Source organism: Microcoleus sp. Pol17C6 (genome assembly GCF_036701145.1).
In the GTDB taxonomy this organism is placed as follows: Bacteria; Cyanobacteriota; Cyanobacteriia; order Cyanobacteriales; family Microcoleaceae; genus Microcoleus.
The window spans coordinates 12,327-29,091 of the sequence record NZ_JAUBQH010000040.1; the positions used below are offsets into that span (position 1 = coordinate 12,327).

At 43.4% G+C, this 16,765-nt stretch carries 8 protein-coding genes; 4 read left to right on the plus strand and 4 right to left on the minus strand.

Annotated elements, in window-relative coordinates; translation table 11 throughout:
• Nucleotides 1–18: 18 nt before the first annotated feature.
• Nucleotides 19–3,537: a WD40 domain-containing protein gene (locus QUA25_RS19340; RefSeq protein ID WP_333040594.1), complete on the minus strand. Its 3,519-nt coding sequence runs from the start codon at nucleotides 3,535–3,537 to the stop codon at nucleotides 19–21.
• Nucleotides 3,538–3,894: 357 nt separating this feature from the next.
• A complete protein-coding gene (locus tag QUA25_RS19345) occupies nucleotides 3,895–5,217 on the minus strand; it encodes an AAA-like domain-containing protein (protein WP_333040596.1) in 1,323 nt (440 codons plus the stop codon).
• A 649-nt stretch (nucleotides 5,218–5,866) separates the two neighbouring features.
• On the opposite strand from QUA25_RS19345, the gene QUA25_RS19350 reads away from it, so the two are divergent.
• The 3 genes from QUA25_RS19350 to QUA25_RS19360 all read left to right on the plus strand — a co-directional run bounded on the left by QUA25_RS19350 (nucleotide 5,867) and on the right by QUA25_RS19360 (nucleotide 12,619).
• The gene (locus QUA25_RS19350; protein ID WP_333040598.1) at nucleotides 5,867–7,420 is read left to right on the plus strand and encodes an ATP-binding protein; all 1,554 of its coding nucleotides are present in this window, start codon (nucleotides 5,867–5,869) and stop codon (nucleotides 7,418–7,420) included.
• 105 nt (nucleotides 7,421–7,525) lie between these two features.
• Entirely contained in the window at nucleotides 7,526–11,206 is a 3,681-nt protein-coding gene (locus QUA25_RS19355; protein WP_333040599.1) for a GAF domain-containing protein, read from the plus strand.
• A gap of 195 nt (nucleotides 11,207–11,401) precedes the next feature.
• Nucleotides 11,402–12,619, plus strand: a complete 1,218-nt coding sequence (locus QUA25_RS19360; protein ID WP_333040649.1) for an adenylate/guanylate cyclase domain-containing protein — start codon at nucleotides 11,402–11,404, stop codon at nucleotides 12,617–12,619.
• 49 nt (nucleotides 12,620–12,668) lie between these two features.
• On the opposite strand, the gene QUA25_RS19365 is transcribed toward QUA25_RS19360, so the two are convergent.
• Entirely contained in the window at nucleotides 12,669–13,949 is a 1,281-nt protein-coding gene (locus tag QUA25_RS19365; protein WP_333040600.1) for a recombinase family protein, read from the minus strand.
• A 3-nt stretch (nucleotides 13,950–13,952) separates the two neighbouring features.
• Nucleotides 13,953–14,312, minus strand: coding sequence for a VOC family protein (locus tag QUA25_RS19370; RefSeq protein ID WP_333040601.1), 360 nt, complete (start codon nucleotides 14,310–14,312; stop codon nucleotides 13,953–13,955).
• Nucleotides 14,313–14,487: 175 nt separating this feature from the next.
• On the opposite strand from QUA25_RS19370, the gene QUA25_RS19375 reads away from it, so the two are divergent.
• Complete coding sequence (locus QUA25_RS19375; RefSeq protein ID WP_333040602.1) at nucleotides 14,488–16,632, plus strand: SpoIIE family protein phosphatase; 2,145 nt, start codon at nucleotides 14,488–14,490, stop codon at nucleotides 16,630–16,632.
• The last annotated feature ends 133 nt before the right edge of the window (nucleotides 16,633–16,765 follow it).

Here is a 16,765-nt window from a genome sequence, read left to right on the forward strand (position 1 = left end):
TTAATTGTTTCGGATAATTTAGCGATCGCCCACGGCTTCGCACAAATGTCTGTCCTCCTCTTTAAAATCAGCATTTGTGCGTAGATACTCTCGCACGCGATCGCATCCAGAGGCTAGTACCCGATCTAACTCTACACTCTGCTCTAAATTCCAGAGAATTACTGTTTTATCCTCAGAAGCAGAAGCAAGAGTTTTGCCATCAGAACTAAAAACTAAAGACCCCACCCGTCCGTTATGCCCAATTAAAGTCGTAATCTCATTGCCGTCACGTTGCCAAAGTTTAATCATACCGTCACTACCCCCTGTAGCGATCGTTTTATTGTCAGGACTAAAAGCCACACTCCAAATTCCAGAAATATGTCCCTTGAGAGTGTGTAGCAACTTACCATCACGACTCCAAAGTTTAGCCGTTTTGTCATCACTCGCCGAAACAATCACCTCACCATCAGGGCTAAAAGCGACACCAAAAACTAAACTATTGTGACCTTGAATGGTCTTAATTAACATCCCATCAAGCCGCCGCCAAAGCTTTACTGTCTTATCTCCACTGGTTGAAGCAATAACCTCCCCGTCAGGACTAAAAGCTACCCCCCAAACCCCAGCTTTATGTCCTCTGAGGGTAGTCAATTCGGTTCCGTCTAACCGCCAAAGTTTGACAGTCCTATCCCCACTGGAAGAAGCTATGATTTTGCCGTCAGGACTAAAAACAACTCTCCTCATATCAACTCCTCCAGGGAGAGTCTTCAATAAGGTGCCATCAGCACTCCAAAGTTTAACTGATTTGTCTGCACTAGCTACAGCAATAATGTTGTTATCAGGACTGATAGCAACACCACTAAACGCAGAGTTACGCCCCTCAAATCGCCTCAGCAACTTACCGTTTCTGTGCCAAAGGAAAACCTCGTTTCCACTTGATGAAACAACTAATCCTTGATTTTTGCTTAAAGCTACTCCCCAAACGCCAGCAGTATGTCTCCGTAGAATTGTCAGCAATGAGTTGCTTAATTTCCAGAGTTTAGCGGTGCCATCAAAAGATGTCGAGGCCAGATATTCGCCATTGCGACTAAATGAAAGATCGCTAATTGCGCTGTCATGTGCTTTTAGGGCGGTGAGCAAGGTGCCGTCAATGTTCCAGAGTTTGAGTATTTGGTTATCAGAACCAGAGGCGATAGTCTCTCCATCGGGACTAAAAGCTAATGCCTGAATTCCTGCCTCATGGGCGGCAATTGTTCTTAACAAAGTGCCGTCACGGTTCCAGAGTTTAATAGTACCGTCTCCAGTGCCCGCAGCGATCGCATTACCATCAGGACTAAAGGCAATGGATAAGACTGGAGATTGAGGTTCTGAAAGCGTTTTCAGCAAGGTGCCATCACGTCGCCAAATTTTCACAGTGCTATCTTCAGAAGCGGAGGCAATTAACTTTCCATCTGGGCTAAAAACAGCTTTCCTGACTACGCCAAGATGCCCTGTCAATGTTTTGAATAATGTGCCATTGCGCCGCCACAGTTTCACCGTACTATCTTGGGAAGCTGAGACAATCAATTCTCCATCTTGGCTAAACTTGACGCTGTAAATTGGAGCTTTATGTCCTGTGAGAGTATGTAAAGGTAGTGCTGTTTTATCTGTGCTACTGTTAAGCTGCCAGAGTTTAATTGTTAAGTCTCCACTCCCAGAAACAATAAGCTGACGATCGGGACTGATAGCAATTCCTAGAACGGGTGCTATATGTGCTTTGAAAGTGCGAATTAATCTGCCATCTTGATGCCAAATTTGCACATCCCCGTCGCTTGTCCCCACAGCGACAATCTCATCATTAGGACTAATAGCTAAGGCATTCATCCAACCACTATTGCCGGAAAAACGGTTATATTCAATTGCTCCATAAATTGCTCGGCGTAGCGCCGATTCAACCATGCCATTTGTCGGGCGATCTGTGCCTTTTAATAGTTGTAGTTCTTTTCTGGCTTTGAGGGCTTCTATTAAAGCATCTAACCGTTTATCTAAGGCAAATAAAGCTTCGGAATAGCGCGTTATGCTTTGAATTTTACCAATTTTTTCGTTGCGTTGGCTTTGAGTGGCTTGATGATATTGTGAAAAGGCGATCGCTCCCAATCCTAAAGCTAAAATTAATGCCATACTTAGTGTGACTATAAAGTGTTTTTGTCGTTTGGCATTTTTTTTCTGCTCGAACAGTCGCGCTTCAACTTCGGTTAGTCGTGCTGCTTCTAGTGCTTGTTGCACTTCGATTCTGTCTAATTCTTCACTTTGGGATAAAAACTGATAATCTAGGTCACTTAAACTTTTTCCTCGCGCCCAATTTTGAGCGTCTTTCAATGCTTGTCCCCGCAAGAGGCGCGATTTATCTTGTTGTTTAGCCGCCCACCACGCATCTAAGTTTTGCGAGTAAGGACGTAGTAATCCTAATTTGGTTTCGATCCATTCGCTGTCAAAAACTTTTTGATAAATTCGATTTTTTACTTTCAGAAAACCTTGTTTTTTTTCTACTAAGCCACTGAGTAGCAATTCTATTTGTTCTCGACTGTCATCAGTGGGCACTGGCACGCCTTGCCAAATTTTCTGGTAAATCCCCAGCCATCTACCCATGCGTTGCTCGTTTCGCAAGATGCGATCGCGGATTGTCTTTAAATGCTCAGGTTCATCTTGCGATTCCCATTTATTGATGATGTTTTCTCTCACCACCGATTCCACAAAAAATTCCTCGGTTCCCGGTAGGGTTTTTAAATTTCCGCTGTGGGATGCGCCCGCTATTCTTAACACTAATTCACAGATTTTTTGCGTTAAAAATGGCTGCCCTCCAGTCCAAGCTAAGATTTCTTTGAGAACTGCTTGCGGATTGGCTATGACCTTTTCTAACCCTTTCGCTAATGGTTGCGCTTCTTCTAAGCTAAATCCTGACAAATCGATCGCCACTCCGATATTAAAAGGTGTCCGATTTTTATCGGCGATTAAATCGCTGGGTGTAGCTACGCCGAAAATCGCGAATGTAATCCGATTGTAGGCGGGATTGATGGCTCGTTGGTTGTAACAATAACGAATCAAGGCGAAAAAATCATCTACCGGAAAATCTAAACTTAAAATACTATCAATTTCATCGACAAATATAAAAATTCGTTCGTTAGGAAATCTCGCTAATAAAATCTCTTCAATAAATTGACTCAATCTTTGGAGGAGAGAAACTTCTTCTTGTTCTTGCCACCAGGTTTTTAAATTAACTTTTCCTACAAGATTGAAACTACGCCATAAATCCCCAACGATTCCTTTATACCATTGTAAGGGAGTGATATTTTCGCTACCGATGCGGGTCATGTCGATCGTGCTGCATTGAAATCCTTCGGCTTGCAGTCGGTGCAGGGTACGGACTAAAAGAGAAGATTTACCCATTTGCCGGGAGTTAAGAACGTAACAAAATTCGCCAGCTTTTAAGGCTTCATAAAGTTCGGAATCGGCTTGTCGCACTACGTATGTAGGCGCATCACTGGCGAGACTGCCACCAATTTGGTATGTTACCTGGGTCATGCGGTTTATGGGTGGGTTTAAAGCTGAGTATGTAGGGAATCTCTTTAGCTGTTTCATTCTCCCGAAACCCGCCCGGAACTTAAGTTCGGGGCTAATAGCGAAAGTCGTCTAAAGACGACTATATATTACTATCAGGACTTACGCACATCTAATGGAATTCTGTCATTGTGAGCGAAGCGAAGCAATCTCAAACCTTATACTGCCGTTACAATGTGTAAGTCCTGACTATGTGAGTCGTCTTCAGACGACTTTCGCCATGAGGCAGGGGTTTCAACCCCTGACGGATTGTAGTTTTGAGAGCAATGTTACAGCCGTGCTTTTTAAGAGGGTTTGGGGGATCGACTGCGTAAATCGTATCTAAATAAAGTTGTGCGAACCAAAATAGAGGCGGTACAACTCGCAGCTTAGCGTACAGCGGTTGTTATCGATATGAATCAGCCCCATGCTAAATAATTTAGAAGCCACTATCGGATCTAATTCCACTCCGTGTTCCGATTTTACCACTTGTTTAAGTGTAACCCCAAGTTCGGGATACTCTTGCAATGTTGCCCAAAAACTCCGCAAATAATCTTTATAAATTCCCGCTATTGTGGGAGCTTCTTGTAGTAGCTGATCTAGGGTTACACTGTTTTGACAGAGGTGGTAAAGAGCTAACCGCACCAGATAAGGATGTCCCCCCACCATTGCCATCAGTCGATCGGCATCGGGGCTATCTGTCCAATCCAGTCCGTGACGCTGGGCTAAAGCAAGTATCTGCTCTTCTGTAAAATAGGGCAATTGCAGCGGTAAACCGACATTAAAAGGCGATTCAGTGAGCTTTAAAGGAACATAAATTTCTGTGGAGTGAAGAACGATTAACCGCAGTTTTCCCAAAGTTTCAATCCGCTTTGCTTCTTCATGCCAGCTTCGCAGGAGCGGCAAAAATTCTCGGGCAATTTTTGGATATTCAAAAATTATATTTACTTCCTTTAAAGCTAACACAAGAGGGGTACTTATTTCTGCTAATACATATTGTTGCAAATAGATGGTACAGCTTACTTTGCTACCCATGTCTTCATCCCAATAATCATCTAATAGAGGTGGTAATTCTAGGTGACGGCTGATGTTGGCACAAAACCAGCGTAAAAATTTATCGAGGTTGTCTAAAACAGCTTCCTCGGCTTGCTGAAAATCTAAACTTACAGTTCGATAGTCAAGAGAAGTCGCGCGCTCTAAAATGCGTAGCAGAAGAGAACTTTTTCCCATCTTCCTGGGAGCTTTAATCCGCAGCACACTTCCGGGTTTAGTAATCTCTCGATAGGCGAGTTCTTCAATTAGCGGGTGAGGGATATAAAATGGCGAATCCAGGGGCACGGGAGAGCCGGGAAATTCTAAAGGTGTTGCTAGGCATTTGCTGCGGGTGAATGCTTCAATTAATTCTCGTTCCTCTGTGGTCAGGGAACGTGATTCTACACAAGAGCGAAAATTTGATTTGCTAATAGATGTCTGCAAGATTTGAGAGAGAGATTGCCACAAGGATGAGGCGATGTTTCTCAGGTAATGCTCTCCGTAATGAGAGCCAGATGCGATACTTGTATAAGTCTTTCCTTCCCAAACTTGGCGGAGTATGATTTCTTGTACTGGATATAAATCTTTTTGTAATCGGACACGAGTTAGCTGTAGTACCTCATCTATCGTCATAACTGGCAATAACCATATAAGTGTATCGTTGATATTATCACTTATGATTGACTGTAAAACTCAGAGCGATCGCCGATTGGATTGCGACACGATCCTGTCGCGACATTTTTCAGGGGGTAATTGGTCACATCGGTTAATTCTCCCCCAAAGAGTACACTATCAATAAAGAATTCCCTCGCGGGGTGGGGGCGGGTGTATTTAACCTGTCTGCACTCTTCAAGAGTACAAGAGTGAACCTACCTCTACAGGCTTTGGAGAATGGTTCTCTTCGTTAAGTGAAATCCGTGATACCGGTTAAATCTGGTAATTTCCCGGTTGTCTGACGGATCGCTGAGTGCTATAACCTAATTTCAATGGGCGCTGGCGCTCCTACTGGAAACGAATCTGCGCTCAGTTTTTCTTGATCCTTGGCCAAAATGTCATGCCGGTGTCACAGTTGGTATAGAAGGCCGAATTAAAAATGTGACAGTTGACTTTGCCAAAGCTGAGTCGATTGATGTTAATTTAATTAACAGTAGTTTTAGATCGCTGCATTTACTCATCACAAGCGTTAAGTCCAAAAGCATAATTCTTCTTGTTGTGCTAGCAGGTTTTTGGATTTGCCTGTAATCCTGTGTTAAAAACTTTAGCAAATAACCTAGTTGATTTAATGCAAATGGTTCATGAAATTTTTCCTAATTATTTTATTCCTCACGGTCATTGCTACTTGTGGAAGCCTGGATTAGTCGGGCTGCACATTTTGTCCGATGGTTTGATAGCCGTCGCTTATTTTTTGATACCCATCACGCTGATTTATATTGTTAAGAAGCGGAAAGACTTGCCTTTTGACTGGGTTTTCATGCTGTTTGGCTCTTTTATTATCTGCTGCGGGATTACCCATATTATGGAAATATGGACGCTGTGGCATCCTAATTATTGGTTCTCTGGTTTTCTTAAAGCGATTACGGCGCTGATTTCGCTAAGTACAGCAGCAGTGCTGGTGGAACTAATCCCAAAAATCTTGGCTATCCCCAGTCCCAATCAATTGGCGGTGGCAAATGTAGCTTTACAAACTGAGATTGGCGAGCGCAAACAAGCTCAAGAAGCACTCTCGGAATTAATGCTAGAATTGGAAAAACGGGTGATGGAGAGGACGATCGCTTTAGAATCGACTAATGAACTTTTGCTACAGGAAAATCGCGATCGCTATTTGGCGGAAAATTCATTGCGGCACTCGGAAGCTAAACTGCTAGAACAAACTCAACAGTTAGAAACCGCTCTGCAACAACTTAAAGGCGCTCAAGCTCAACTCGTGCAAACTGAAAAAATGTCGTCTTTGGGGCAAATGGTAGCTGGAGTTGCCCACGAAATAAATAACCCTGTCAACTTTATTTATGGCAATCTGATTCCGGCTGAGGAATACATTAAAGATATTGTGGCATTGATTAAGGCTTATCAAGTTTATTACCCCACTCCTGCGCCGGAAATTGCAGACAAGATTCGCACTATCGAACTCGATTTTATTTTAAAAGACCTGCAAAAACTTTTGGGTTCGATCAAAATTGGAGCCGAGCGAATTAGGGAAATTGTTAAATCTTTACGGACTTTCTCCCGTTTAGACGAAGCCGATATGAAAAAGGTAAATATCCATGAAGGTCTTGATAGCACTTTAATGATTTTGCAGCACCGCTTGAAAGAACAACCAAACCGTCCGCCTATTCAAGTGATTAAAGAGTATGGAGATTTGCCAGAATTGGAATGCTACGCTGGGCAGCTTAACCAAGTATTTATGAATATTTGTTCTAATGCTATTGATGCTTTAGAACAGATGGCACAGCAGGGATATGCGACCAACGGCTATTGGGAAAATAATTTCTCTGACCACTTACAAAACACCTATTGCCCACTGCTAAAAATTCGCATCCGCACCCTTTTAGTTGATGGCAAGTGGGTGCAGATTCACATTGCTGATAATGGCACGGGCATAGATTATGATGCGATCGCTAAAATTTACGATCCATTTTATACGACGAAACCTATCGGTGCTGGTACCGGGCTGGGTTTGGCGATTTCTTATCAAATTATTCAAGCTCATGAAGGTTATTTGCGCTGCACTTCCGAGGTTGGGAGAGGTACTGAGTTTATCATTGAAATTCCGTTGCGATCGCAATTTGGCGATCGCCATCAAGTACAAAAGCAAGCTGTTATGAACAAGCTGGGTTGAGGCGTTAATAAATAATGCTGAATCCAGCTAAATTTTTCGGTTTCTTTTATTTTTTGTCTAACTTAGGCATTATCAAATCCATATTATCTGCCAATAACAAGTATTATGTGGGAAGCACTCAAAAATATCTTTTCCCCTACTCAGTATATGCCTCACGGTCATTGCTATCTTTGGCAAACGCCTTTAGTGTGGCTGCACGTAACTGGGGACTTTTTAATCGCGATCGCCTACTATTCAATTCCGGCGATGCTAATTTATTTTATCTTCAAGCGGCGCGATGTTCCTTTTTTAGGAATATTTGCTTTATTTGGTGCATTTATTATTCTCTGCGGGACGGGTCACTTGATAGACATTTGGACGCTTTGGCATTCCGCTTATTGGCTGTCGGGGATTGAAAAAGGAATTACTGCACTGGTTTCCTGCTACACCGCCGCCTCGATGGTAACACTATTGCCACAGTTTTTGTCCTTAAAAACCCCCCAAGAATTAGAGGCCATAAATCGCAAGTTGCAGACTGAGATTGCTGTGCGTGAAGATGCAGAATTAGCGTTACGCCACGCTTATGATGATTTAGAAATTAAAGTCCAAGAGCGCACCGCACAGTTGACAGAAATTAATGGTTATTTAGAAGCAGAAATAAGAGAAAGGATAGCTGCTGAATCCGCTTTGCGGGAACGAGAAACTAGGTTAACTGAACAACAAAATGGTTTGCTAGAATTAGCCAAAAACTCTAGTATTTACGAGGGAAATATCGGCGAGGCGTTGAGAGAAATTACGCAAATGGCAACTCGTACCCTCAATGTCGATCGGGCAAGTATTTGGTTTTATCAGGAAGATAAATCCGCACTGTGCTGTGCGGATATTTACGAACTGACTCCCAATCAACACAGCGCCGGCGCAGAACTGAAAGTTGCTGACTATCCTACCTATTTCCAAGCTTTGAAGACAGAACAGGCGATCGCAGCGGTTGATGCCAAAACCGATCCGCGCACCCGAGAATTTAGCGAATCTTATTTGAAGCCTTTAAACATCTCGGCCATGCTAGATGTTCCTATTACCCATAAAGGGCAAATTGCGGGTGTAATTTGTTTAGAACATCAGGGAACGACCAGGAATTGGACGCTCGACGAACAAAGCTTCGCTAGCTATGTGGCGCAGATCGCAGCTTTAGCAATGGAAGCTCGCGATCGCAAGCAAGCCGAGTTAAACTTGCGTTCTGTCACCGAACGCTTGCAATATTTGCTGGCGACTACCCCGGCGGTGATTTTTAGCTGCAAATTAGGGGGAAATTATGAGGTAACATTTGTCAGCGATAATGTTGTTTCAATGATTGGTTACGAAGCGCGAGAATTGGTTGATGGTTCCCTTGATTGGCATAGCCTGGTTCATCCCGAAGATCGAGAGATTGTTGCTACTTCATACGCTCAGATATTGGAAAAAGAATCGATTTCCTACGAATACCGCGAACGGCACAAAGACGGTAGTTATCGCTGGATTTACGATGAGATCAAGTTAGTCAAAGATGCTGCGGGTCTACCTGTGGAGTGCGTTGGTTATGGAGTAGATGTTACTGCTCGCAAACAGGCGGAAATAGCCTTGCAGCAACAAGTAAAAAGGGAGCGGCTCGTGAATGCTATTCAAGAGCGGATTCGCTCCTCTCTTAACCTAGAAGAAGTAATGACAATGGCTGTTGAAGAAATTCGCCAGTTTTTGTCAACTGATAGAACAGTTATTTACCGCTTTAACCCAGATTGGAGTGGATTTATAGCCGTCGAGTCGGTATCTGTCGGTACGATGCCGATTTTGGGAATTGACATTAATGACCCTTGTTTTCGAGAACACTACGTCTCTGTTTACGAGCAGGGACACCTGCGCGCGATCGACAATATTTATAGGGCAGGTCTTTCAGAGTGCCACGTTAATTTACTGAGCGAGTTGGAAATTAAAGCTAACCTCGTGGTTCCCATTTTGCAAGGTGAAAAACTATGGGGGCTACTAATTGCTCATCACTGCCGCAGTTACAGGCATTGGACCTCTTCTGAGATAGAATCTCTCCAGCAAATTTCCGTGCAGCTAGCAATTGCCATCAAGCAATCCACCCTTTTTGAACAAGCCAAAACAGAACTTGCCGAACGTAAATTAGCAGAAACAGCATTACAAAAAGCTGTCGTAGCTGCTGATACAGCTAACCGCGCCAAGAGCGAATTCCTTTCTTCTATGAGCCATGAATTGCGGACTCCTCTGAATGCCATTCTCGGATTCAGTCAGGTGATGGTGCGCGATTCATCTCTCAACAATCAACACCAACAGCACCTAGAAATTATTAATCGCGCCGGTGAACACTTGCTTGCGCTAATTAATGACATTTTAGAAATGTCCAAAATTGAAGCCGGCCGAAGTCAGCTTAATGAAAGCAGTTTTAATTTAATGCGCTTGCTAAAAACCTTAGAAGAAATGTTTCGATTAAAAGCTAAATCTAAGAAATTGCAGCTCAATTTAGAAGTGGGTGAAGGCGTACCACACTTTGTTACGGCAGATGAAGGTAAATTGCGGCAAATTTTGATCAATCTTGTAGGAAATGCGATCAAGTTTACAGAGAGGGGTAGCGTTACTTTGCGAGTAAAAAATCAGGTAAAAGAAAGTTTGGGGACTAAAACGGCAGAGTTTTCGGACACACACACAAAGCTTGATGACGCGGGTTCTGAACATTCCGAAAACTTAGGGGTTGAAACCGCAGCTATACAAAAAAAACCCGGATGGTGCACTGGTTTTAATCAGTCCGAAAGCTTGGCGGACTGTGATTGTGTAGACGCGAATCACCTTCACCCGGAATTGTTACGCCTTCAGTTTGAAATTGAAGATACTGGCCTTGGCATTGCCGCAGAAGAGATGAATAAGTTATTTGAACCCTTTGAGCAAACAAAAACAGGTCAAAAGTCTCAACAGGGGACTGGATTAGGTTTACCAATTAGCCGCAAATTTGTACAAATGATGGGAGGAGATATTACTGTCAGCAGTACACCGGAGTTGGGAAGTAAGTTTGCATTTGATATTCAAATCAGTCTTGCCACTCCCAGCGAGATTAAAATCCTTAAACCGCAGAAAAAAGTAATTAGTTTAGCCCCGAATCAACCAGAATACCGGATTTTGGTTGTTGACGATCGCGCCGATAACTGCCTAGTCATAGAGAGATTATTGTCACCACTAGGCCTCATCGTGCGAGCAGCTAGAGATGGTGAAGAAGCTATTGCTGTATGGGAGGATTGGCAACCGCACCTGATCTGGATGGATATGCAGATGCCTGTCATGGATGGCTATGAAGCCACCAGAAAAATTAAAGCTCATCCTCTCGGAAAACAAACTGTAGTAGTTGCTCTTACGGCTAGCGCTTTTGAAGAGGAACGACAAACTATTTTAGGAGCTGGCTGCGATGATTTCATGCGTAAACCCTTCGAGGCAAAGATATTATTTGCGAAAATGGAAGAACTTTTAGGAGTACGTTACATTTACGAGGAATCTGTGGATGCACCACTAGAAAATGAAAGCCACATTAGCGGAGTGACTAGCAATCAATCTATCGAGTCACAACTCGGTCAAATGCCTCTTGAGTGGGTAGAAAAGATAGCTCATGCTGCTCATGAATGTTGCGACGATAAAATTGTCAAGTTGATTGAGGAAATGCCGAGCCAGTTTGCTTTGGCAGCAGAATATTTAACTACTTTGGTGCAGGATTTCCTCTTTGACGATATTATAGATATAGCGCAGTCAGCAGTTGCGACGAGGTGAAAATACCTGTTTTTAACTAATTTCAACTTAGGACGCTATTCTCTTTAAAAAATACCTAACATTAAGCCCCAATAGCGTCTCCTTGCCATCTCTTTTTAGGAGAGAAAATAGGAATTTCTACTGTTTCGTTTTTTTTGAGGTAAAATTCTTAAGTGTTAATATCTGTTATCTTGACAAACTACCGTGAGCGATCGCATGGACAGCCATCAATATCCTACAATTCAAGCCAACATTTTAGTAGTTGATGATAAGCCCGATAATGTGCGGCTTTTATCTACAATCTTGACCGAACAAGGGTATCAGGTTCGTAAAGCGCTGAACGGGCAAAGGGCGATCGCTACAGTGCAAGAGTTTCCGCCAACTCTAATTTTGCTGGACGTGATGATGCCAGATATGAATGGATATGAGGTATGTGCAAAGTTGAAAGCTTCACCAAAAACCAGTTCCATTCCGGTAATTTTCTTAAGCGCCTTAGATGACGTTTTAGATAAGGTGAAAGCTTTTGAGGTGGGAGCAGTTGACTATATTACTAAACCTTTTCACGGTAAAGAAGTATTGGCACGAGTGGCAAATCAGTTAACAATTCAAAGTCAAAAACAGTTACTTCAAGAGCACACGAAGCAATCCCAAGAACTTGTCGAACGTTTGCAAAACGAAATTAAAGAGCGGCAGGGGGTGGAGCTAGCTTTACGGCTTGCTCAAACAAAGTCGGATCATTTATTGCTGAATATTTTACCAGCAGCGATTGTTGAAAATTTGAAAAAGGGCGAGGGTTCTCCTGCCCAGAGGTTTGATTCAGCAACAGTTCTTTTTGCCGATATTGTCGATTTTACGTCTATTGCTGCTAGAATGTTACCTCTAGAATTGGTAAATGTATTGAACCAAATTTTTTCGAGGTTTGACCAACTAACTGAAAAACACGGTTTGGAAAAAATTAAAACCATTGGAGATGCTTATATGGTAGCGGGGGGGTTGCCGGTGCCGAGGGCAGATCATGCAGAAGCGATCGCGAATATGGCCTTGGATATGCAGGAAGCGATCGCTGATTTTCAAAATGACAGAGGCGAACCATTTCAAATTCGGATTGGCATTCATACAGGGCCAGTAGTTGCTGGCGTAATTGGCACTAAAAAATTTATCTATGACTTGTGGGGAGATACTGTTAATGTTGCTTCTCGGATGGAATGTCAAGGATTACCGGGATATATTCAAGTTACTACCGCTATTTACGAACTGTTAAAAAATCGGTATTTATTTGAGGAAAGAGGTGCGATAACGATTAAAGGAAAAGGAGAGATGAGCGTCTATTGGCTAAAAGGTAAAAAAGATAATCCAGCGGTAGAAACCGATGCTTGTCAAACGAAGTCCACTCCTAGCGAACTAATAGAGTACCCAAATACCCCACTTATTTAAGAAGTTGGGCATCTAACCTACGAGCTATGGATGAACGTCTAGCTAATTCTTAAAAAATGAAAATAATTTGCAGTTTCCAATTTGTATTTTCCCGGACGATTTCAATGCGATCGATAAATTCTCGAAAGTAAAACCTGCGTTCTGATTCTGATAAATCGAGCCAAAATTGTGGAAGGGAAACAGTTTGGGCAGTTTCTCGCAAGTTTACTGGGGGTAGTTGCGCTAATTTGCTTTGCAGTTCGGCAATTTCGGTGCGGATTTTGTAGGCTCTAAACTCTGCCGTTTCGGTGTCTAAAATGCCGCTGTCAATCAGGGCCCAAAGTTGCTCTATGATTTCTTGTTTGGATGCGATCGCCCTGACAATTCCTGCTTTAATTCCATTCATATTTGGCATTTGCAACCCAGCAACAGCATCGGGTAAATCCCGACAAATACCGGCGATGGTTAATTGCAATATTTCATCGTAGGAAAGGCCGCTACATTTAGGCTGTTTTGGACAGTTAATCGGTCGCAAATAAAGGTATTCTTTTTCTTGGCGGTAGGAGGTGACTTTGGCAACTGTCATCGGCGATTGGCATTCTGCACAAATTGCTAAACCCGCGAGGGAACGTGGGGCGCTAGCGCTGCGAGGTGAAAGGCAGCGGTTACGGCGCAGTAACCTGTCTATTTGGGCTGCTTCTTCTCTGGAAATAATCGGGACGTGGGTGTTAGAAATTACTTGACCGTTTTGATATTCCAAATCGCCTCGATAGGCGGGATTTATCAGCCAGCGGCGGCCGGTACTTACAGAGATTTTTTTGTTGTATTTCTTGGCTAAATACCGCACGGAACCTCGCAAGGAACCGTAAATTAAAAAGTGTTCAAAAAAGTCTTTGACGGTGGGGGCGGTGGTTTTATCGATCGTATAACAATCTTTGCCGCGGCGGTAGCCGTAGGGAGCCTTACCCGGTGGAATCCGCGATTTGATGCGGTTGCGCGCGTGTCCTTTGCGAATACTCCGGCTGTGTTGGCTGCGCTGGATTTCTGCGAGGATTTGCAGCAAGTTTTGGCGGTTTCGCGGTTCTGTTTCTGCTTGTACGATGATTTCGATGCCGAGGTTTTCGAGTTGGGCGAGGTGCGAACACACTTGCTGTACGGTGTCGCCGAGTTCTTCAAAGCGCTGAATTAATAAGTATTTGACTGGTTCTGTTTGGCAGTCTTTGAGGAGTTGTTGCAGTTGTTGCCGCCCTCCTAAGTCTTGATAGGTGCGATCGACTTCTTGGCCCCAAATTTCCGGTGCGGGTGCTGTTTCGAGTAGCGGTTCGGTGTAAGAATAAGCGATGATTTTCATCTGTTACTCGCTGAGTTCGATGATGTTGCCGTCGGGATCTTGGGTAAATAATGCCGATCGACCTGACGCGCTCATTTGAAACGGGCAATTGTGAGCGATTAACTGCTGTTTGGCTGCCTCTAAGTTAGCAACAGAAAATGCTAGATGTCGGTTGCGTCCCCATTTGGCATGGTCTACGGCATCTGGGATAATTGTTGCAGCTAAAATTAGGTGGAGCTGGAAGTCGCCGATTTGATACCAGATTCCGGGAAATTTTAAGTCTCGATCGATTTTTTGCAGTCTTAGTACGGTGCTGTAAAAGTGTTGGGATTTTTCTAGGTTGGAGATGAGTAGGGCGCTGTGGAGGGAGTTAGTAATTTGCATTTTTTTGAGTATTTATTTTTTTATTGTAACCGCTGATGGAGGCAGATGAGCGCTGATGAACGCCGATTTTTTGATGTTGGTTGAGTTTTTGATATGATAACATTGTGAGTCGCTCTTAATATATCCATTATCAAGTCTTGTAACAAAAAACTGCCCGCTGGGAGTGTTTTTAACAATGGTTTCTCAAAAAAGTGCGATCGTCTCCAGATCGGGCAAATTCCGTCTCCGCAATGTCTTGGTAGTTCCCTTTGTTCTCCAAATTTTGGCTGCTGTTGGCTGCGTTGGCTATCTTTCTTACAGAAACGGAGAGCAGATAGTTAACGATATTGTTACTCAGTTGCGGCAGGAAGTGAGTGCGAGAGTTTACGAACGTGTTCAAACCTATCTGGAAGCTCCGCCACTGGTGAATCAGATCAATCAGGATGCTGTACCTTTGGGAGTGTTGAACTTTGACGATTTGGAGCAAGCTAGACCCTATTTTTGGAAACAAGTTCTGCAATTTAAGTCGATCGGTCACGCGGGAATTGCCAACGAAAAAGGTCAGTACCTGCGTGTGGGTTGGGTAAATCGGCTGGTTGGACTTGAACAACCTCAGCTTGCCCAGCAACTGGTTTCCGGGGGTGGCAACTTGATATATTACAACCTTGACGCTGATGGAAACCCCACAAAAATTGACAAAACTACGCCCAATTATGACGTTCGCACGCGCCCTTTTTACAGAGTTGTTGTTGAGAAGAAACAGGCAGCTTGGAGTGAAGTTTATATTAATTTTGGTTATGGTACGCTGCAAATTAATGCGAGTCTACCCTATTATAATGGCGAAGGGAAACTAATTGGCGTGCTGACTTGCCAGATGGGACTCGATCAAATTCGTCACTTTTTGCAAACCTTAAGGGTGGGTAATTCCGGTCAAGTATTTATCATTGAACCCCAGGGTGAATTAATAGCCACCTCGCTTAAAGAACAGCCTCTTTCAGTGGGAAAAGGCAAAGATACAAAGCGGATAAAAGCACAGGGAAGCAGCAACCCATTGATGCGTAAAAGTGTGGTTTATCTGCTCGATCGCTTCAAGCGTTTGGAAGACATTCATCAAACTGTTCAACTTGACTTTAAGCTAAACGGTGAGCGGCAATTTATCCAAGTTTCTCCGCTAACTGACAAGTACGGTCTCAATTGGCTGATTGTAGTAGTAGTTCCTGAAGCCGACTTTATGGCGCAAATTTATGCTAACACTCGCCAGACATTTTTGCTGTGTATTGTGGCTCTAATTGTCTCTGTTGGAGTGGGTATTTTCACCGCTAGCTGGATTACTCGCCCCCTGAATCAAATTGCTCAAGCTTCAGAATATCTAGCAGGTGGTGTTCTTAACCAGAACGTTGCTTCCAGTCTGATTTGGGAAATTGAAACCTTAAGAAATTCGTTTAACAGCATGGCGAGACAACAGCAAGAATCCTTTGAAACGCTAGAAGATAAAGTCAAAGAACGTACCTCTGAACTCGCCACAGCCACTAAACAAATTGCCACTCTCAACCAGCGCCTGAAAGCGGAAAACCTCCGCATGAGTTCCGAGCTCGATATGCTCAAACAAATGCAGCAGTTGATTCTGCCAAAACCTGCTGAACTCGCAGCGATTGAAGATTTAGATATTGCCGGATTTATGGAGCCAGCCTCGGAAGTAGGCGGTGATTACTACGACGTACTTTGTACTAACGGGGTTGTGACGATTTGCATTGGTGATGTCACCGGACACGGATTAGAAAGTGGCATTTTGATGGTGATGACTCAAGCTGCTGTCCGCACTCTTCAGGAAATGCAAGAATCCGATCCGGTGCATTTTTTAGATACCCTCAACCGCACTATTTATAAAAATGTCCAGCGCATGAACTCCGACAAAAATATGACACTTGCTTTGCTAAACTATGCGGATCGCACCATTAGTATCAGCGGTCAACATGAGGAAATTATTGTGGTCAGGAAAGGTGGTCAAACCCAGCGGATAGACACAATAAATTTAGGATTTCCGCTCGCCTTAGATGAGGATATTTCCGATTGGATTAGCCATGTTTTAGTAGACTTAGAGCCGGGGGACGGGGTGGTGCTTTATACTGACGGCATCCCCGAAGCTAGAAACATACACAGAAAATTCTACGGTATCGAAAGACTCTGTGAAGTGGTTTCTCAAAACTGGCATTTGAGCGCCGAACAAATCAAGGAAGCCACCATCGCTGATTTGCGAAAATTTATTGGAGAACAAAAGGTATTTGATGACATTACTTTGCTAGTATTGAAGCAACAGGGAAATATTGTGCATAATTTATGATTGACGGTCGTCAACCCGTTTTCTACCAGGGGTCTTGGATTTAGTGGTCAAGCATCGAAGCAGAAACAGGATTTCGAGTTCCGCGTGTGTAAGTTATAATAATTTACAGCGAGGAAGTCAAACAATTTTGCGC